9 protein-coding genes are annotated in these 22,493 nt (G+C 39.3%); 2 read left to right on the forward strand and 7 right to left on the reverse strand.

The window, feature by feature from the left end; translation table 11 throughout:
* Positions 1-467: 467 nt before the first annotated feature.
* Positions 468-2,549 (forward strand): PVC-type heme-binding CxxCH protein, encoded by a 2,082-nt coding sequence (locus tag CWD90_RS05275; protein WP_449371717.1) that lies wholly within the window; start codon positions 468-470, stop codon positions 2,547-2,549.
* A gap of 573 nt (positions 2,550-3,122) precedes the next feature.
* Positions 3,123-4,088 (forward strand): amidohydrolase family protein, encoded by a 966-nt coding sequence (locus tag CWD90_RS05285; RefSeq protein WP_103474890.1) that lies wholly within the window; start codon positions 3,123-3,125, stop codon positions 4,086-4,088.
* A 46-nt stretch (positions 4,089-4,134) separates the two neighbouring features.
* Here CWD90_RS05285 and CWD90_RS05290 read toward each other — a convergent pair whose 3' ends face one another.
* The 7 genes from CWD90_RS05290 to CWD90_RS05325 all read right to left on the reverse strand — a co-directional run bounded on the left by CWD90_RS05290 (position 4,135) and on the right by CWD90_RS05325 (position 22,317).
* Positions 4,135-5,133 carry a type IX secretion system membrane protein PorP/SprF gene (locus CWD90_RS05290; RefSeq protein WP_103474891.1) on the reverse strand — a complete coding sequence of 333 codons (999 nt, stop codon included), beginning with the start codon at positions 5,131-5,133 and terminating at the stop codon, positions 4,135-4,137.
* Positions 5,134-5,135: 2 nt separating this feature from the next.
* A complete protein-coding gene (locus CWD90_RS05295) occupies positions 5,136-12,662 on the reverse strand; it encodes a T9SS type B sorting domain-containing protein (RefSeq protein ID WP_103474892.1) in 7,527 nt (2,508 codons plus the stop codon).
* 710 nt (positions 12,663-13,372) lie between these two features.
* On the reverse strand, positions 13,373-14,809 hold the full coding sequence (locus CWD90_RS05305) for a rubredoxin (RefSeq protein WP_103474894.1): 1,437 nt from the start codon (positions 14,807-14,809) through the stop codon (positions 13,373-13,375).
* Between the two features lie 11 nt (positions 14,810-14,820).
* Entirely contained in the window at positions 14,821-18,354 is a 3,534-nt protein-coding gene (locus tag CWD90_RS05310; protein WP_103474895.1) for a nitrate reductase, read from the reverse strand.
* Positions 18,355-18,563: 209 nt separating this feature from the next.
* Positions 18,564-19,235 carry a response regulator transcription factor gene (locus CWD90_RS05315; protein WP_103474896.1) on the reverse strand — a complete coding sequence of 224 codons (672 nt, stop codon included), beginning with the start codon at positions 19,233-19,235 and terminating at the stop codon, positions 18,564-18,566.
* 166 nt (positions 19,236-19,401) lie between these two features.
* Positions 19,402-20,685 carry an alginate export family protein gene (locus tag CWD90_RS05320; RefSeq protein ID WP_103474897.1) on the reverse strand — a complete coding sequence of 428 codons (1,284 nt, stop codon included), beginning with the start codon at positions 20,683-20,685 and terminating at the stop codon, positions 19,402-19,404.
* A gap of 213 nt (positions 20,686-20,898) precedes the next feature.
* Positions 20,899-22,317, reverse strand: coding sequence for an MFS transporter (locus tag CWD90_RS05325; protein ID WP_103474898.1), 1,419 nt, complete (start codon positions 22,315-22,317; stop codon positions 20,899-20,901).
* Between the last annotated feature and the right edge of the window lie 176 nt (positions 22,318-22,493).

A 22,493-nucleotide genomic window follows, 5' to 3' on the forward strand; every position in this document is an offset into this window, starting at 1 on the left:
TTTAAACCTCTAGATATTAAAAACTAAAAATAAAGCAATTTTTTTTCGACACTAAGTGTGGCAGTTGTACAAATAAGAACCCAATTGTGTAAAACAGACAATGGCAAGGTTTTTTGTACTACTTTAGATTTTCATCGGACAACTTGGATTCTGTAAGAACTTTTTTAGTATTTTCGAGTCAATTACCTCAGGGCAAGCCCATGAGGTATCAAAAGAAACTCCTTGTAACATTTCGACGCCCGCCTGAACGGAAAGGGCAGGCGCCGGGGCATTCAAATCTCACTTAGTGAGTAAAGAACATCTATATTTTACATCATTAAGCCTAATATTAACCCTTCAAATAAATAATTCTGAAAAAAATAATAACCATAAATTTCTCTAACAATACAATTATTCAGATTAAAAATATAGGTAGAACAATAACAAGGTACTTAGTCGTTAATCTACAATTTCTGATAGTATTTGTAGTGATTTTGGTTTCCTGTAAACGAAAGCCGCTGTATGAAGGACCACTGAGTCCGCAAGAGTCCATGAAAACATTTCAGTTTGCAGAAAACTTTAAGGCGGAAATATTCGCATCAGAACCTTTAGTTATAGACCCTGTGTCCATGCAGTACGATGGAGATGGAAATGCTTACGTTGTGGGCATGTTGGATGCCTACAAGGATGATTCTGTAAAAGGAAAAGGGAAAATCGTTATGTTAAAGGACACTAATGGCGACGGAAAGGCCGACACGTCTACAGTTTTTGTAGACAGTCTTAGGGAGGCAACAAGTGTGTTGCCTTGGAAGGGTGGCCTGCTTGTATGTGCAGCACCTGATATCACGTATTATAAGGATACTGATGGAGATGGCCGTTCTGATGTAAAAGAGATTCTTTTTACCGGTTTCTTTAATAAGAATGAAGAGGTGCAAGTTACCAATCTTCGGTTTGGTATTGATAATTGGATTTATGCGAATAATGGCGGGCAGGCAGGTGAAATAAGTTTTAGCCGCAGACCTGATGCGCCCCGGTTAAATGTGCAGGGTGCCGATTTTCGCTTTCGGCTCGACCGGAATGAATTTGAACGTAGTACAGGACCAGGCCAGTTTGGACTTGCAATAGACGATTGGGGCCATCGGTTTTTTACAGCCAATTCCTTACACATTCGCGAGGTGGTGGTTCCATTGAGATACCTTGAAAGAAACCCTTTTCTTCCAACTTCTGCTAAAAGTACGATTCAAAATATTTCGGACCATGATCCGCTTATGCACCAATTAAGTGAAACGCCATACTGGAGACAGGTACGTTCTGACCGACGTAATAAGGATTACCAGGAAAATAACCTTGACAGGGTAGAATATGCAAGGGGTCATTTTACGGGGGCTTCAGGTGGTACGTACTACGATGGCGATAAGTTTCCAAAAGAATATTATGGTAATATCTTCACAGGCGATGTTGCAGGCAACTTGGTGCACCGGGATATTCTTTCCGTTGCGGATAGTGTACCTTATATGGTAGCAAAGCAAGGCGAAAAGGAAAAAGATAAGGAATTTATGGCCACTACGGATTCGTGGTTTCGACCTGCAAATTTTTCAGTAGGCCCAGATGGTTATCTATATATTATGGATATGTACCGGCAACATATTGAAACACCAATGTCTATCCCTGAAGACCTGCAAGAGACCATGGACTTCGACGCCGGGAATGAATACGGGCGTATTTACAGAATAGTACCTGTGGATGAAGGTGCATACAAGCCGGTGAACCCTAATCTCACCAAAGCGTCTTCTTCCGAACTGGTTAAAGCCTTGCAGCATGAAAATCGATGGTGGAACCTAACAGCTCAAAGGCTTCTATTGGAGCGCCAGGATAAAAGTGTGTTACAAGAGGTAAGCACTTTGTTTTCCCAAAGTAAAAAACCAAGATTCAGATTACATGCCTTATATGTTTTAGAAGGAATGGATGCTCTGGATGCAGCTACTGTGAAGATGGCAATGAAAGATCCTTCAGCAGGAGTTCGAGAAAATGCTGCGATCCTTGCCGAACGCTTTCCTAGTTGTTTATCCCAGTTGGAAGAAATGATTAACGACTCTTCAATCCGGGTCGCATTCCAAGCTACTCTGAGTATAGGTCAATTTAAAGATAACACGGTGATACCCGCTCTGGCAAAAGCGTTGGAACTACATGGACAGAGTCCATGGTTCAGGACAGCAGTATTGAGTTCAGAAGCTGGATCAGGTATTGACCTTTTAAAATCCTTGGAGAAGAATTCTTTTTTTAAGGACTCCTCATCGTGGAAGCTAAAATTTATTGAAACTTGTTCTTATGTAATTGGTGCTCGTAATGATAAAAGTCAGGTTTTTGGTTTAATTAGCATCCTAGATCAACCTTCGCTATCATATTCGGCTAGCTGGCAGTCGGCAGGTATTAAGGGATTGCTCGAAGGAATTGGAAAATCGGAAGGCTTGGGAGATACCATAAAAGAAGAATTAAAAACCATTGGATCAGAAGCAGAAAGCAATGCAGCTAAAGCAATTCGAGATTTAAAAATAATGTATGCAGAATAAATAGTTTTTTATAGCCAGATAGAATGCGGCTTTACGGCATAAAGAAATAGTTGTAACAAAATTATGGGGGTTTCCATGAAAGATGACGCAAACAGTTATTATTATCGTCAAATTATATCCATTAAAAAACAGTTTTAAAAATGAGGAATAAAGACTATTCCAGAAGGAAATTTATAAATAAATGTTTTAAGACAGGGAGTTTGTTTTTAGGGGGCGCCCTCTTTCTTAACTGTCGCGGTACAAATGAATCTTCCAGTAATGAAAGTGAGAACAAGATACAAAGCACCCTAGAAGACCCTTGTAATGATCTAATTGGTATAAGCGACGGGGAAATTAAAAAGCGCCAAAGCTTAGGATATGTAAAACAATCTGCCGTTCCTAATAGTTCTTGTGGTAATTGCGCGCTCTATATCCCTCCAAAGTCAAATGAAAAATGTGGGAGGTGCATCCTATTTAAAGGACCGGTTTATGTCGAGGGTCACTGTATTCAATGGGCGGCCATTACTACATAATTGAAAAAATTCAGAAAAAAGTAGAAAATGTTCTAACCACTCCCCCATTAAATTTGTTCTTATGTCAAAATCAAATAAAGGATTTTCCCGTCGTGAATTTATAGCAGGTACTAGTTTGTTCGCGCTGGGCACTTCTTTAAAACTAAACGCATTTACTGATATTTCAAACATCAAAAAAGAACTGATAATCGACATTCATCAGCACACTCATTATGTGCAACGTACAGATGAACAACTGCTTGCACATCAAAGAGCAATGGGCATTACTACAACTATTCTATTGCCATCAGGTCGTCCGGTAAATTCGCCATCTACTCATCAAGGCATAGCCAATGGATTGCAAGCTGAAGCGGGCGGAAATGCAGAATGTTACTTATTTGCAAGCCAACATAAGAAGGAATTCCGCTTTGGTGCTTGCGCTGTTCCAGACATGAAAGATGGGCTTTATGAGATTGAAAAATATTTAAAATTGGGAGCGGTGGTTATTGGTGAATTAAAATTTGGCGTCACCTGTGATTCGCCCGAGATGCAAAAAATTTACCAACTGGCACAAAACTATAATGTACCGGTACTAATGCATTGGCAGCATGAAATGTATAATTATGGTTTCGAACGATTTTATAAAATGTTGGAGAAATATCCTAAAGTAAATTTCATTGGCCATGCGCAGACTTGGTGGGCTAATATTGACAAATATCATACAGATCAATCTATCCTTTATCCTAAAAAACCTGTTACCCCAGGAGGAATTACCGACCGTTATCTTAGTGATTATCCGAACATGTATGGCGATCTTTCTGCGGGCTCAGGTCTTAATGCCCTTAAAAGAGATGAAGACCATGCGAAAGCTTTTTTGGAAAGACACCAGGACAAATTATTGTATGGAAGTGATTGTGCAGACCCAACAGGCTCTGATCCAAAAAGTTGTTCGGGCACCCTGGATATTGCTGAGATCCGAAGACTAGTATCTAAACCAACCGAACGTAAAATATTATATGAAAATGCTAAGAAATTATTCCGTCTTTAAGTATTCTATTTCATCTTCATTTGACCTGCGTTCAAGTAGACCTTAGTTAATAAAACTTACTATAGTCCGATCGTCTACGCTCCTTAAATCTCGAGATATCAAAGACTAAGAATAGTTCCAAAGAATTTGGAATAATCTGTTTAGCTTCACCGCCAAAGGGCACTCTATAGTTTAATCCAAATTCAAACGTCTCCAGGGTTAAGCTAGTAGCAAATCCTATTTCCGAGAACGAAGCATTTTCCATGTAATTGAGATGCTCATTTATACCAATACTGAAATTACCGAGGGTGAAATCTTGATAAAAATCCAATCTAGTATTTGGACCTTGTACAGATACTGCATTGAACAAATATAAATAGGAGTATTCGGGCAATTTGGCTTGACCATATTTATTGATGTTCAATTCATATCCGAATTGCCCTGAAATAAGCATGTTCAAATTCACATTATTTTCACTCTGCTTGGATGATATCCTTGGCTGATTCAAATGTTTAAGAGAAAGTCCAAATAGCATATTAATATCATTATGCACCAATATTGAAGCACCCATATCCAAATACCCTATATTTTCTGCGGCTGTAATAGGATCAATGGTATTAGCACTAATTTGCCCTGTAAAGATGTTAATTTGATCCTGAAACGTAAGATTGTTAAAATCGTACCTATAGTTGCTATAGGCTGCCGTTATGCCAGGATATAGGATCCAATCGTTTTTCAAAACCAATTTGTACATATAACTTAAGGCAGCCGAAGTATAGTTAAATCCAGAGTTATTAAGGTTATTATTAAACAAATCCACACCCAATTGAAAATTATATTCTTCAAAGGCTGTTGAGCCAAAGGCGTATTTATGTTGTGATTGTGCTCCTTGATTTTGACTTGCAAATTCTGCCAATACCCCTATTCTGGTCTTGTCCTTAAAGGCATGAAAACTAGGGTTCAATGATGCAGGTAACTTACTAAGGTTATGTACGAATTTTTCTTGTGCACTGGCCCCCCACGAAATTAGAATTAGAAGGAGGAATATATGATTTAGTTTTTTCATCTCTAGCGTAATATTGAGGCTTCGCCGGTTTTGGTTATTTGTTTATTGTCTTTGGTGGTTCCTACAAATAAATATCGGAAAGACTTATTTTTATAGGGTTTACCAGAACTGTAATTACCGTTCCATCCCCAATTTACGGGCATACCGTCGTAGTCATGGGCTACACTATATATTAAGGCCCCCCACATATCATAAATTTGAAAGGTAAATGAGGCCATTCCAGTGAATTCTCCCTGGAAATAATCATTTATACCATCAGCATTCGCTGAGAAAACATTAGGGAACATTACATCATAACCGTTACCAATCTGTAGGCTTTGTTCTACGGTTTTGCTACAACCCTGTTCATTAAATAACGTTAGCGTTGTAATGAAAATACCCGGGTAGCTATAGTTATGCGTAGTCATAATTCCGTCATTAACAGGGTCTACGTTTACAATTGGGCTTCCATCTCCAAAATCCCATGAAGCATTGCCATAACCCGGCTCACTATTTATACTGAATCGAATCTCTTCCTTGGCCATTAGTAGACCTGTTATTTCATACTCGTCCGAGGTATAGCTGAATATTGGATCTGTGACACCAGAACTAATTGGCATCGTTATTCCACACCCTTGATCATTGACCACGTTTAACGAAGCGTCTGCCAATGGATTTCCAATTTGTACGGTATAGGTATTTGTACCTGTTTTAACAGAAGGTGCAAGTGCATTTTCATAATAAAAGCTAAGATCGCCCGGCTGGCTATTAAAGACCGAAACCGAAATACTGCCAGGATTACCCAAGCATAGGGATTCATCCAAATATGGTCCATCAAGAAGTTGCAATGATTGCGTTTTGTTAATCGTGATAATTTCTCGATAATAGTAAGCTGGATCCGCATTGGAACAGCCGTTTATATTACTTGTAACGGTCAGCCTCAATCTACCTTCTTCCAAGCCACTCAACTGGGTTATGTTTTGACCGAAAGGAGTAAACACTGGATCGGGATTGTTAGCTGTACCAGCCGTTTCTTTTTCCCAAGTAATGGTATATGGTCTTAGACCACCACTTACTGCAATGGAAATAGCACCATCATTGGTAGCTCCACAACTTACAGGAGTTATTGTATTGTTTACAACAATCGGAGTATAGGTGGTATTAAAGATAAATTCTATTTCCTGAGAGGAACAGTCATTACTGTCGGTAATGGTTAACCAATAAGAGCCTGCAACGGCATCAAAACTGGTGATGTCCTGGGCCACAAAATTGTTAGGACCTCTCCAATCGTAAAAATAATACGGGTTGTTACTCCCATCCACAAAAGGTTTTCCTCCTGAAATCAAATTGGTATTCAAGCTGAATGCGTAATTAACTTCACAAGAAGGAATGGTATAAGATTTGGAACCGGTATAATCCATAGGCTCATAACTCTCCATGGTAAACGTTTGTACCACGCATTGGTTGGTATCGGTTACCTCAATTACATGACTGTTGTTGGAAAGAGCGCTAATCGTGGTTTGCGAACTACTGAAGATAACAGGAGTTCCACTATCAACAGAATATTGGAAAGGTGATGTACCTCCCTGCACCCTAAAAGTAAAATCTCGTCCGGTGTTGGCATCAACACAACTAGAATTCCCGGTATCCACTTTTGTTGCACTAAATACGGTAGGAGCGGTAATTATAAAGGTCTGCCTAACCGTACATGGCGTATTAGGATCACTGTTTGTGTCAATTATAACCACTTCATAACTTCCGCCTCCCAAATTGGTAAGACTAGTGTTATTTGTTGAGTAACTTGTTCCGTTTTTGTACCAGTTTATCTGCAACTGACTACTTGTGTCGGAACTTATCTGTATACTTATTTCTGCATTGGCGTCTCCGGCACATTGTAGTTGTGCGTTGGTCACTTGAACATTGCTTATTTCTAGTACTGCTTTGGAAGCTACATTTGCTGTATATGTTGTGGAACATCCAATTTGGTCGGTTACAGAAAGTACGTATACTCCGGGAGCCAAATTGCTAATGTTTTGCGTTGAATAGTTGGCATTGTTTGGTCCTGTCCAACTAAAATTATAGGGAGGATAACCACCTGTTACTGTGGTAGCTCCAATGTTTAAACTAATACTTCCATCATTTTGACCAAAACAGGTCGCATTTTCTACTACTACGGAAGCCTGATTAAATTGCAATCCTAATGGCAAGGTAACCGATTGTGATTCCTGTATGGCACAAGAGGCATCCTTAATACTAACGTTATAGGTAGCTCCGCCCGTTAAATTAGTGTAGGTAATATTGGGATTGTTGGACGTCTGCACCAATGTTGTACCGTTGGGCCTTGTAAGCGTATAGGTAAAAGGTGCAATACCACCAGTGCTAGTAGCCGAAATGGCTGTATTACAGGTGTCTCCAATAGTCAAGGTCAATACTTCTGGTTCCGATACAAGGAAAGGGGAGGATGTAGTTCCGCAGAATTCGTTGTACACCGTTAATTGGTAAACCCCCGCTGTTAAATTACTAATACTTAATGTGGATGCAGTAAAGCTGTTATCCCCAATCTTGGACCATACATAGGTATTGGCTACCGAATTGGACTGCGTTATTACGTTGGATGAACTGACATTGGGGTCAGTTCCTGTGCTAACGTAAGCGGTAAATCCAATTCCGGCAACTTTTGCCGTCAATATAATCTCATGGAAATTGGTCGAGGCTATTACCGAGCTTAGGTTAGGTCCTGTTGCCGTGTTGATTTTCTGTGCAAGTGCAGCAGCCACCTCGTTATTATCCTGTGGCTGATTAATGCCATTCAAGATAACTTTATGGTCATAAACCTTTCCATCAATTAGTATACTATACGTATTATTTAATGTTGGGGTTCCAAACAGGGATATAGTATTTATTTGTTTTTTTGCGGTATTACCCCCGGTAATTCTTGCGTTGGGTATAACAATACTACCATCATTACCTCCATTACAACTTACATTGCTAATATCGTTGTCGATAATGGCATCGTTGTTAATTATAGGATAAGGTATTACCGTTACTATTTTTGGCGACGATTCATCACTACAACCCACTCCATTGATAGTACTAGTTACCACTCTTTTGAAATAGGTTGAGGTGGTCAACGTACTTGGAGGTGTATAATTTCTTTGAGTGGCCCCAGATATTACAGTGTAATTTTGATTATCTGGTGCAGACCACCATTGGTAGGTCAAGGTTCCAGCTCCTGTAGCGGACTCAAGTTCCACAATATCCAGTGGCTGACCTCCTTCACAAACCGATTGATTGTCCGTTATTTTACCGGCATAAACGGAATTGAGTGTTACTTTTACTGGGTTCGATTCTACCACACAGGTTTTATCCACTAAGGAAGTTCTGGTAATACTTCTTTTATAAAACATTGTTCCCGTGGGTATCGGTGGCGTATAAGAGGCAGAACTCACAGCAATATCTGTCCAAGTTGTGCCATTTGGAGAAGAAAACCAATTATAGGTTTGGTCTACAAAATTACTGCCGCCGGAAACAGTTAATGCAGCCGGTACAACCCCTTCACAGATGGTTTGGTCGCTAGTCAATGTTCCTGGCAATAATGGTTCTGTAACCTGCACCACTACGGTATTGCTATCTTCAGAACAAACCACATTGTTAAAAGTGGAGGATGTAGTCCTCTTAAAATAGGTCGTTGGAAAATTACCCGCTTGTGGGTCATAACTACTGTTGACCGCTCCGTTAATTATTCCCCAGTTGCTATTATCCACAGAAGAGTACCACTGATATTTTAACACCCCATCGGCCGTACCATTAACAGTATTGCCCAATATCGCGGGATCATATCCGTAACATATTTTTTGATCTCCTGAAATGGTGCCTCCGTCTACATCATTAACAAAAATTCTAATAACATTACTTTCTTGGTATGGTCCGCAAACAAAAGTGTCCACAGTAGTTTGGTAATCCCTGCGGTACCATTTATCGCTTGTCAAAGCCGTTGCAGGGGAATAGGTAGGGTTGGTTGCACCTGTTATAAGGTTAAATGTAAGTCCATCATTTGAATCGTACCATTGAAAAGTTAAATATGGAAGTCCTTCTATAGCACTAGGGTTTCCTAGCGTAGGGGCCATGGAATTATAACAAATAGTCATAGAGTTTCCTAGATTTTTGGCCTGTGGCACCAAGACTACAACTGGATTGCTATCCACTTTACATTCCACTCCGGAAATATCGGTACTAGTAGTAGTTCTAATGTAAGTTTTCGTAAATGTTAGGTTGGCCGGTGGATCGTAGCTTGTTCCCGTTGCACCCGAGATCAATGCCCCGTTGGCATACCATTGATAGGTTAATGTTTGCCCGGTTGAAGGGGTCAGCTCTTGAATTATGCTAGGGTCATTTCCTTCGCATATAACTTCTTCATTGGTTCCATTTGTGCCGTTAGCATTTGTTGTTCCAATGGTTCCTCCCGTGGCATCGCCTCCATTGATTATTTCCAAAACATTACTGGTCACACTACATTGAACACCATTTAAGGTTGAGGTACTTATTCTTCTATAGTAAATATCCTGTGTAACAACTGGTGGATCAAATGAAACCGAGGTAGCTCCAGAAATATCGTTAAAAGTGATGTTGTCATTGGAATTCTGCCATTGATAGGTTAAAGTTCCTGAGGCAATCAATTGAAAGTTGGTGCTAAAAGGTTGAGGGTCTCCCGAATTACAAACTTCCGTACTTCCAGCTGCCCCAGAAGAAAAGGTGATGTTATGGCTAGGTGCATTGTCAAATTTATTTACATACACTATTACCGGTTGTGTTATTACTTCACAAGTGGTACTTTGCAAGGTAGCTGTGGCCTTTCTTCTGAAATAGGTTGCCAATTCATTGGTGTTGACAGGTGTATAGGTAGACTGATTGGCACCTGCAATATCGGACCAAGTAGTACCATCTGGCGAATTTTGCCAAGTATAACTTATTGTTCCATTAGAAGTGGCGTTGGCCGTACTTGTAATTGGTGGAATATTGCTTGACCCACATACCGTTTGTGTTTGGGCAATTGTTCCTTCCGAAAGTGAGATTAAAGTCACCAATGTAGGAAGACTTGAGGCTTCACAGGTGTTTCCATTACTGGTAGAAGTTACATTTCTTCTAAAATAAGTAGATGTTGCCAATCCCGAGGAAAAGTTTAAATCCTCTCCAGTTTCTCCTGATATTACAGTGTAGATTACATTATCAGTGGAAGAATACCACTGAAAATTCACCCCTACCCCTGCAGCTGTACCGTTTGTAACAGAAATTGTTGATGGTGTTTCGCCTTCGCATACCGCTTGGTCCGCAGATCCCTCTCCACCGGCAATTGTGCCTGCTACATTTATGGTCAACACGTTGGTATAGTTGGAGCAAACCTTAGCGTTCAGTGTAGTGGTATCCAGTCTTCTATATTTGGTGGATACTGCAAGTACCCCTGGAGTATAAGTAGCACCTGTTGCAGAGGCTATAACATTCCAGTTTACACCGTTGTCCGTTGATGATTCCCAGGCATAAGTTATATTTCCTGCGGCTGTAGTGTTGGATACATTTACCAAAGTACTTGATGCCTGTCCAGCACAAACATTTTGATTATTACCAATTACGCCTGTATTCAAGGTGTTTACAAAAACAGTTGTCTCAGTTGAATTCTCCAAACATATTTTGGAATTATTGGTAATTATAGTTTGTCTTCTATATTTTGTAGTGACCGTTGGAGCAACCGCAAAGCTATAGGTAGCATTGGTTTCCCCATTTATATTGGTAAAATTACCGGTAGTTCCAGATTGCCATTGATAGGTTATGTTTGGGCCAGCAGCCGTACCGCCGCTAACGGATATGGAATTGGGATTTTCACCTGCACAAATAGTTTGATTTGTACTTGTTGTTCCACCATTTATTTGACTTAGAACGGTAATTACTATTTCATTGGTGTAATCTGAACAGGTATACCCGTTTAATAGTATACTATCTTGTCTTCTAAAGGTAGTCGATTGGGTAAGGGCAGTTGGCTGGTATTCCGCATTGTTGGCTCCGGAAATTGTAGTCCAAGAACTTCCGTTAAATCGTTCCCATTTATAGGAAATACTTCCTGAACCAGTTGCATTGGTGTCAGATGTAATTGTGTTTGGGGCGGCATTGTAACACACCGTTTCGGTTCCTGTAATACTTCCAACTCCAAAATTGGTATAAGTAATTGTAGCTACACTACTAATACCCTGGCAGCTTGCACCTGAAACAGTGGTAACCCTTCTAAATTCTTGAATGCCTGGATTTAGGTTAGAACTTGCGTTATAAGTGCTAAGGGTAGCTCCACTTATATTTGCCCAGTTACTTCCATTATATTTTTGCCATTGATAGGTTCCATTGTTTTCCCCATTATTTATAGTTAATAATTGAAGGTCACTTAACGCACAGATATTCTGATTTGTGGCAGTACCACCTAAAACCGCAGAATTTACTATAATGGAGACGGCAGGTGTTTCTTTAAAACAGCTAAACCCGTTTAGGACGTTGGTAACTCTTCTTTTAAACGAGGTAGTTACGGATAAGGCGGTAGGTTGATAGGAATTATTTGTTGCTCCGGGAATTAGGGCCCATGGGCCAGAATCGTTTTTATACCATTGATAGGTTGTGGTACCTGTTGGTGTTACAGCAACATCCCCAGAGGTACTCAATTGTTGGGGTGTTTGTGTAGCACAAACATTTTGACCGGTTCCATCGGTAATACTGCCTGCATATATTTCATTTACTGTAATGGTTGCCGGGGTACTGATCTGTGTACATGACTCCCCGTATAACGTAAAGGAGGTTAATCGTCTGTATCTGCTAATTCCATTAGGGAAAGTGGACTTGTTAACCAATAGGGTTTCCGTGTTGGAATTGGCAATGGCCGTCCAGGTTCCGTTTACATCCTTTTCCCATACAAAAGTTCTGGTTTGGGTTATATTGGATCCAGTTATACTTATATTCTGAACGTCATTAATGGCGCATACTTGTTGGTCTACCCCAGTACCTCCAGTTAATGGAGTGAAAGAAACGGTAGCCAAATTTTGGGCATCTACAAATGCATTTATTTTATTGGCATTCCCATTTAAAATATATTTCAAATTACCGTTTGTAGTTGTAGCGCCGGAATTTAGTTGAATTCTAATATTTTCAATAGTAATAATATCCTTGGTTATTTGGGCGGCAACCGTAAGGGTTACTTGCAACCTAGAGGTATTTCCAGGATCTTGGACAACAACGGCATTGGTAATATCTGCCCCCGATTTAAGTATAGTAGTGGCATTAATTGCAAAATTAGAAGGAGCCTCAATAAAAAAGGTATAGGTACCTGTACCAAAATCCGTTACCAAAGATTCGGTCAAAACCAAATTGCCAAGATTGAGCTCGGATTGAGGAAGGCTGCTGCCGCAGGAATTAAAATTGGTATTTTGTAAACTCCTGGTTACCTGAGCGATGCTACTCCCAGAATTAAAACTAAACAACAGGATAAGCAGTAACAGCTTTGCGGTCGATTTTATCATGATATTGCCCCTTATATTATAATTGCAGTTAAAAAGTACTTTTTATTCCTTCTTGTAGGAAAGACCTTATAACGGGACAGAAGTTCAATATATTGCAGCTGTTTTTCTCTATTAAGTACCAGAACTATTGTTTTGTTGTGAAACTGCATTTTATTGTGGTGTAGGACTGGGAATAGACCAATTATATCTGACCACACACCTCTTTTGTACTGAACAAAGGCCATTTGTACAAACGATCATTTTAGTCCTTAAAAAATGTGTTTTGGACTTAAAAACATGCCTACTTAGCCTGTATTACCACTATCAAAAATTTAGTATTTATGATTGGTTTTGGTTGTAATTATAATAGCAATAGGGATTGACTTTCAGTGCAAATAATTGTGTGTATATCTGGAAAGTAAATGTGTTTTTTAGCAATATATTTTGTATTCCCGATAGCAAGGAAAGATTAAGGTTATTCAAGAAAAATTATCGAAAAACAGGAGTTTTTAAATATTGGTCAGGCCTAGTTCATATAGGTTTTAGTCAGGATTTGTGCTAGGCAGAAATCGATTCGGTGATAAGATCTGAAAGCTTTAGGTAATTCATTGGAAATATCTTAATAATACAGTGTTTGATTTAAATAAAAATTGGTTCAATTGAAAATACTGGGTCTGAAATGTAAACTTTATAATATCTATCCAAATTATTTCTTCCAAATCATATCAGGCTTACAATATCTGCAGTTTCATTTTCTCAAATCCGGCTTTAGGGTCCCCACAAACAGAACAACAATAATCCTCGGCAAGGTCTTTAAATGCTGTTCCAACAGGAATTTGTGATTTAGCATCCCCATAGGTCTCATCGTAAACGGTGAAACAAGAGGTACATTGATAGACTTCTTTCAATTGGTCAACATTTGTAACCTTAGGAGCCTCTTTCTTAGTTACAACCCTTCCCAACTGATCGAAGTAGTTTTTACTAAGTTCCATTAAAAGGCCCGGAAGTTCTATCTTATCTACGTCTTGTGCATACACCTGATATTCTTGGGTATTGGGGTCAAAATTTCTGAAATGCAATACGTTATAAGTAGGCCTCACTGCAAAATCCTGAACTATAGTGGGTTGGGTATTTTTCTCAATAATAACGGAGGAGAAATGGGTTCGTTTACCTGTTTCATTGCTTATCCCAAAGGTAAGTCCATAAGTACTTATGTCGTTCTGATCAAAGCTGAGTACCAAGAATTTTTTTAACTCCAAGGCTTCCATATCATCTACAGGTAGATGCCAGTTCATTTCCAATTGTGAATGACGAATATTTATTCCTTTTTGTCCCAAAAAACGCTCCAGTTCGGGTCTACTAGCACTCTTAATTCCCTTGATTATGAAGGATTTCCATGGAGTAATACATATTTTTCCAATACTATTGTCTAAACAAAACCCACAAAGTTTTTTTAGGAAATCAAGGTCGTATCTATTGTTTCTCCAATATAGACCCAGCCAATATTGATCCAACCCCATCCGGTTCATTCCTTCATAATAAGGAAATTTAATATAGGGAATCTCCAGTTCCCGCTCAATAGTCCTATTATTGGTGTCCAACTTTTTATTGAGAACAAAAAATAGTTCATCTATATCCGCAATGTCCACATATATTTCCTCAATGGCTTTAGCCACTGTATTAATGTCCCAGCTATAAATTAGGACCGGATAGTAAACAGATTTGTTCCAGTGGGGCAACTTAACGTTCAGGTACCAATAATCCTCATTGTCAGAAGCTATAAAGTTTAGGTTACCGCTAAAAATTGGAACTAAACGTTGCTTTGGATCGGTAATGTTGATCTTCAACTTGGGCAGATAATCAAAACCCTCCAAAATATACAGATAGGTAGAACCTTTTAGCCAGTAGGTCATATCAAAAACATCCGCGGACACATAGGAACTTACTATGTTTTGATAGCTTCTATCAGCAACTATATCTGTATTAAATTTGGATATTTGTTCCAATTGTTCCTCTTTGGCATTTTGCAAAGGAAACAATAGATCTTGTCTGGATCCAAAAAACACCTCTTTCAACCCGCCTGCTTCCAACATGGCAATGATATCCTTTAATTCTCCTGGAGAGGTTACCCCCCCTTTGATCAGTATTCTATGTAAATCATCATTCATAATATTATATTTTATGAAGTAACAGTTTGTAATTGTTTGCGCAGTATATCCTGTATCTCCGGTTTACAACTTCCACACCCTAATCCGGCTCCAGTTTCTGAACAGAGTTTAGAGAAGTCCTCACAACCTCCGTTGATGGTTTCTATTAGATTGCCCTCCCCGACCTGACTGCAGGAGCAAACTAATTTGCCTTTTAAGGGAACCGAATTGGATTGTCCTCTAAGCAGTTCATTTCGCTTTTCAGATAGTTCAATTTCCTCTTCAATGAGTCTCTTAAACTCGGCAAACTCATTTTTATCCCCCATTAAAATGGCACCTTTTAAGGTATCATCCTTAACAATGCATTTCTTATAATATTTCTTACTGACATCCATCAGGATTATTTCTTCATAACTATTATCATCCATGGGTGCGTTCACCATACCAAGACTACAAAGATCTAGGTTTTCGAACTTTAGAATATTCATTAAGATTGATCCGTTATAGATACTGCTAAAGTCTCCCAAAATATATTTGGCCGCCGTATCTGCCTGTTGTTCGGCGGCAGAGGTTATTCCAAATAAGGCATTCTTAAATTCCGCAATTTCGCCCAAAGCAAAAATATTGGGATCATTGGTCTGTAAATATTCATTGACCACCACTCCCCTTCCGGTTTTAAGCTCGGAATGTTTTGCCAATTCAATGTTGGGGCGTGTACCTATGGCATAAACTATAGCATTGCACTTTATAGTCCTTCCCGTTTTTAGGGTAATCGACAGGGAATTTTTGTCATCCCTTTCCTCAAATACGGTACTTACTTCATTGTCATAATAAACCTTTATTCCCCGGTCATTAACATCTTCCGCCAATAGTCGACTTGCAATTCGGTCCAACTGTCTTTCCATTAATCTAGGGGCACGTTGGATGATGCTGATATTAACATTTCTATTCTTTAGTGCAGCGGCCAGCTCTAGGCCCAAAAGGCCACCCCCAACGATAACCACATGTTGTTCCTCCGTCGGCAGCCCTGTATCCTGTAGATATTTACGCAATTTATCGGCGTCACTTCGTTCTCTCATCGTAAAGCGGCCAGGCATATTTATTTGCACCTCACTTGGCACAAAAGCACGACTACCTGTTGCCATAATGAGAGTATCATAGGAATATTCAAAACCATTGTCGTCCATTATGGTTTTATTTTTCCTATCTATCTCAGATATGCCTATCCCTGAATGTAGAGTGATATCCAACTTTTGCAGTTCTCCCTTCTTTAATTTTTCCAAGGCTTCCCAAGAGAGTTCCTCACTCACATATTCCGGGAGTAATACCCGATTGTAAAATGGATCCTTTTCTTTGGAGAATACATGGAGCTCATCCACTTCATTTTTCTCCCTATAGGTTTGAATAAATCTATATGCCGCGGCTCCTGCCCCGATTATCATGATCTTTTGTTTGGGTTTTATATATTTTGCGACTTCTACTGCACAATATTTAAAATCTGGTTCTTTGGAAACGGGATCAACGAGATCATTGGTCAAATTATTAGCCCTTCCAAAATCATTGTTGAGCACCTTGCCCCAGTGCATGGGTAAGAATACTACCTTTTCACGGATGTCGAAATTCACCTTTACTTTAACTCGAACCGTTCCCCTTCTACTCTTTATGACCGCAATATCCCCATCTTTTAATTTCCGCAAATAGGCGTCAACCTTGTTCATTTCCAGATATGGATCTGGAATATGGGTAAGTAGCCGCTTAACTTTCCCCGTTTTGGTACGGGTATGCCATTGATCCCTTACCCTACCGGTATTGAGTATTAAGGGATATTCAGGGGTTGTTACTTCAGACTTATTGTATAGTGAAGCAGGGGCGTTAAAGTGCGATTTCTTGTCATTGGTAAAGAATTGAAAATCCGTAAACAATCTGGGAGTACCCACATGTGTGCTATGTGGAACTGGCCACTGAAAACTACCTTCCCGCTTTAATCGCTCATGGGAAAGTCCCGATATATCTATTTCTGTGCCTTTTGTTAAAAGGCAATGTTCGTCATATACTTCACTGGCGTCTTTATAATCAAATCCATGATACCCCATTTTTTGGGCGAACTTCCATAAAATTTCGGAATCTGGTAAAGCTTCCCCTGGTGCATCGATCACTTTGGGAAGATAACTTATACGCCTTTCGGAATTGGTCATGGTACCATCCTTTTCCAACCAACCGGCAGCAGGTAAGAGCAGGTCTGCAAACTTGGTAGTTTCGGAATTATGGGAAATATCCTGAACCACTACAAAACTGGCATTTTTTAAGGCCCGTTCAGCCTTGTGCACATTGGGCATACTTACAATGGGGTTGGTGCAAATGATCCACACTGCTTTCATTTTACCACTTTCCAAGGCATCGAACATCTCTGTTGCCGTATATCCGGGTTCCGATTTTATTTCTTTTCCTCCCCAGAAATCCGTCACCTCCTTACGGTGCTTTGGATTGCCCAATTCCCTATGTGCAGCCAATAAACTGGCCATGCCACCTACCTCTCTACCACCCATGGCATTCGGCTGTCCCGTAAGCGAAAAAGGTCCAGCTCCAGGTTTTCCAATTTGACCTGTAAGCAAGGACAGGTTCATTAAAGAAACATTTTTAGAGACCCCAATGACACTTTGGTTTAATCCCATGGTCCACATGCTTATGAAAGCTTTTGCATTGCCAATATACATTGCCGCTTTTTTAATATCCTCTACAGGAATACCACAAAGTTCAGCTGCCTTTTTTAAAGAAAGTTGAAAAGCAGACTGCTTTACGGCATCAAAATTTACAGTGTGCTTTTTAATAAAATTCCTATCAATTTTTTTCTTTTCTATCAACCAACGCGCCATGGCATTGAACAGAATTACGTCTGTTCCTGGTAAAATCTGTAAATGCAGATCAGCAGAAGCACAAGTTTGCGTTTTCCGTGGATCTACAACAATTATTTTTACATCGGGATTGTTCTCTTTGTGATTTTCTATTCTTCTAAAGAGTATGGGGTGGCACCAAGCAGGATTTGCCCCGGCGATTAGAAAACAATCAGAAAGTTCTATATCCTCATAGGAAATAGGTACTGAATCTTCACCTAGCATTTTTTTGTAACCCACTACTGCAGAACTCATGCAGAGTCTAGAATTGGTATCAATATTATTGGTGCCAATAAAGCCTTTGGTCAGTTTGTTTACCAAGTAATACTCTTCTGTAAGACACTGACCCGAAACATAGAAGCCTACACTATCGGGACCATGTTTTTCAATTATGCTCTTGAAAACAGCAGCAGCCCTGTCAAAGGCCGTATCCCATGAAACTCTTTGTAAAGGGTGGTTCCTACTCCACCTCATTTCCGGGTACAAAATACGATCGCTGGTATCCTGTGCCACATAGTTAAGGTTCTTTCCTTTGGAACAAAGCATTCCCTTGTTCACTGGATAATCCGGGTCTCCTTCAACGCTGATATTGCCTTTTGCGTCCTGTTCCACCAAAATTCCACATCCAACTCCGCAATAGGAGCAAATAGTTTTATGTTCGTTCTTTTTCTGCATAAAATCCTTGTATTAAAAGAAGCCATTTAATAATCATCTAAAATTACCGAATTAAGTATAAATACGTAGTAATTTATTGATAATAGTTAAGCAGAATATTGTTGAAAAGACAATAAAAGTGATGTTATATTATATAATACCAAATTAACATTTAGCAGTAAAAGTCATATACTAAATTAAGTAAGTAAATGATTGTCAATAAGGGGTGTTTATACCAACTTAAATTCTTGTGCTTTCTTGGCCAAGTCCATGAGATTGTTCACTCCCATCTTTCGCATTAAATTAAAGCGATGGGTTTCTATGGTACGTTTGCTTTTTTGAAGTTTTTCTGAAATTTGCTTGTTGGTAAGTCCTGATAGTACAAGTTCCAATATTTGGAGCTCCTTACTGGTTATGCCAAAGGTATTATTTCCATTGGTTATGGGGTGATGGCTCTCTTGCTTGGCCTGTCCCTGACTCAACAAATTATTTACTAAAACATTGGAAATGTCGCCGCTGAAATATTTTCCACCTTGCTCCACTGTGGAAATTGCCTTAAGAAATTCTGTTTTCCCAGTATCCTTTAATAAATAGCCATTAGCGCCGGCACTAACCGTTTTAAGGATATATTCCTCCGAATCGTGCATGGAAAGTATGATACATTTTGTGGGCGAAGCATGATTTTTAAGTTCCTCTACAGCTTCTATGCCATTCATTTTAGGCATTCGGATATCAATAATTAAGAGATCAGGTTTTTTTTCCAATACCATTTGAACAGCCTCCAAACCATTGGAGACCTCACCAATAACTACATAATTTTCATCTTCTTCCAGAAGTGCACGAATTCCATCCCTTACCAAGGAATGGTCGTCTGCCAATACAATACGCGTTGTTTTATTCACAATAATTCTTTCTTTCCAAACAAATATAGGATAAAATTAAAACTAAGTATTCATACGGTGAAAATAGATGTTGCAATTTTCAGCTTATATCCCTAATCTATCTTTCAAGTAAGGCTGTATCGCAAAAAGCCTCACCAAATGGTGAGGCCCTATGCTTTTAATTTACCTATTTTGATGTATTTAAAAATTTAGGTTTAAGGACCAGCATGGCCCATGCCCAGTTTTGACTACTGGCCGAGGCGTCTTGTGTGATGCCCTTTAATTCATACATACCGTCAGCGGCAAACATTTGGGAATAACCCAATTGTAAGGAATAGCCATTGAATGCTTGTGAAAATACAAGATCTAATTCCGTACCCAAATATTTTTCCCCGCTGGGTAATGCTTGCTCTCCACTAAAATTAAGTGCCTTTATCAGAAGGCTTGATTTTTCACCAAGTTTGAAATTGGCGCTTATATGAACATCGAATAAACCTACTGAATTAGCATGATTGCCTACATAGAAATAATCCATAAATCCATTGAACTTATGATTGGTGCCATACAGGGGAAAAAATGCTTCCGTTTTACCACTGGTATTGGCATTATTACCGCTAATAATTTCCATTCCAGCCCCAAGACTTACTTTTGCTGATGCTGCATAGTTAAAATCAAGCCCCAACAAATAAGCGCTACCTACATCAACGGCGCCCTGCCTTTCCCCTGTTTGAAGATAAGCATTCAAAGCAGTCTCGAAACGGCCTTTTTTATAGTCCAAATGTGTTCCAAGGGTTTGTAAACTACTTATCCCATCCGCTGTAGTACCATCCGTTTCAAAGTTCTGGAAGCCATTGTTCAATAACAAAAGGCTTGCTGTTAGATTTTTCCAACTTTCCTTTAAATAAAGGTATTGCATAGTTTTATAGGTGAAGAATCCAGTTGTATTATAGGTGGTACCTACGGATTGAAAACCGCTGGGGTTATCATAATCCTGGCTATATGCCAATCCAAGATCTATTTGGAATTTCTCTCTGGCATATTTTAAAATAGCAGCATCGTGATTACGTCCCTGTTGTGTCCACCCAACACTTCCCAATATGCGCTGGTCGTCATAATCCAAGGTCTGCCTTCCTAATTTGGTAGAAAAACCACTGCCAAGATTAATATCTGCCCAGGCCTCAAATACAGCGAAGGAATTATTCTCATCATCTGGTAACAACTGTCTGTTTTCTCCCCATACCATAACATCCTGAAGGCTTACATAAAAGGTATAGGCCTCCATAACGTAGCCTGCATTTAATCGTAATCGGGTGGAAACGCCAATACCTGCCTCGGCATCATCGGCAATTAGGCTACCAAAACCATGACGCAATTCGGTTCGAGGTCTAAATTCTCCGTCCAAGGAAAACTGCGCATTCAATAATGGCCCACATAGGGCTATAACGGTAAATAATAGATATATTCTTTTCATCTGTAAATTTGTATTTGTTTTTTAGTGGTCAGATGTAATTCGCCATTAAACACTCGGTTTATAAAAAAACTATCATGGCTTATTTCATGTTTTAATCAGTGTTACGGAAATAGGTATTGTATAATGATCGTTCCTCAATTCGATTTGAATTTTTATAAATTGGGGTTCTTTGGGGAGAACCTTTAAAGTGAGTTTCCCACTTGATATTTGTACCTATTTGTCCATCCCGGATAATAAAAGTTCTCCCTTGGTTTCCCGGATGACGGCTTTTTCTTCGGCCGTAGCAAACCTGATTGCTAGTGATAGTACCGCTGCACATACTATGAATCCTCCAATAATAAAATATCCATTTGAAACGGCTGAAGCTGCTGCCGTAGTTTGGGCTGACTTCACTGCCTGTTCGCCTAATTGGCTGTTCGCTGCTATGGCGGCACTTTCTGCCACTGCCGATTTGGATTTTAATAACATAGCAGCCAGAAATGCACCCACATTTCCACCAGCACCGACAATTCCAGAAATAGAGCCTATCGCTTTTTTATTTATAAATGGGACTACCGAGAAAGTAGCGCCTTCCGCCATTTGAACAGTGAGACTAAAGGCAATCAAAAATATCATTCCGAATACCAAACTAGTGGTTACAGAAAATACAGAGAGCATAATACCTTCGGCAGCCAATATCAAGGCAAGAAAAATTACCCTGCCCCTTAGGCCACGGGACTTTCCGAACAGATCTCCGAAATAGCCACCCAATGTTCTTGCAAATATGTTCATTAGGGCAAAGGACAGTACCAAATTTCCTGCGGTAGACCTATCTAGGCCAAACCTATTCTGAAGATAGTCATCCATAGTACCATATACCGTCAACTCTATTCCAAAACAAGCTGCATATACCAAAAACAAAATCCAAACCCTATAGTCCTTTAAGGTGCTAAGGAAAGACACTTCATCTTTCTTTAAACTCGGCATTTTACCTTCTTCCTTAAGTTCTTTAAAATTGCCTTCGGGGGTGTCTTTTGTAAAGAAGTAATATATAATGCCCATTGCCAAGCAAATAACTCCAGCAATTACCATGGAATATCTCCAAGCTATTTCTTCTGAAATTCCAAAGCTAATAACTCCGGCCGCAATCAACGGCATGCCCAAGCGATTGGCTCCTCCACCAAGATTACCCCAACCGGCTGAAGTGGCATTGGCTGTGCCCACAATATTTGGGGCAAACATTATAGAAGTATGGAATTGGGTTATTACGAAAGAAGCACCTATAAAACCAATAAATAACCTACATATTAGAAATTGAAGCGGTGTTTGTACAAACCCCAGCAGTATCACCGGAATGGAACCAAGAATTAATAAATAGGTGTAACATAATCTAGGACCGTATTTATCACATAATTTGCCAATTAATAGTCTAGCAAATACGGTTCCCGAAACTGCTAAAATAATGGAGTTCCATTTTTGGGTTGGGGTCAGCCCCAAGTCTTTAACTACATCTGGCATAAAAGGGACAATGCCGAACCATGCAAAGAAACAAATGAAAAAGGCTATAGAGGTAATCCAAAATGTACGTATTGGAAGGCTTTTGAAGTTTAAAAGTTCTAATTTTGTAGCTTTGGCTGAGACAAATTCTTTCATAACTGAATTGTTTTTAGGATTAGTTATTTAATTAAACAATTCAAAATTACGTATTTATACGTATTATTACTTATTATTATTACGTAATTATGGTAGTGAGTTCTATTTTTATGAAGGTGAAAAATTATGGAGGACGTGATTACGAAATCAAAGAATAATGATAGATTAATTTATTA

The organism is Arenibacter catalasegens, from assembly GCF_002909235.1.
Classification (GTDB): domain Bacteria; phylum Bacteroidota; class Bacteroidia; order Flavobacteriales; family Flavobacteriaceae; genus Arenibacter; species Arenibacter catalasegens.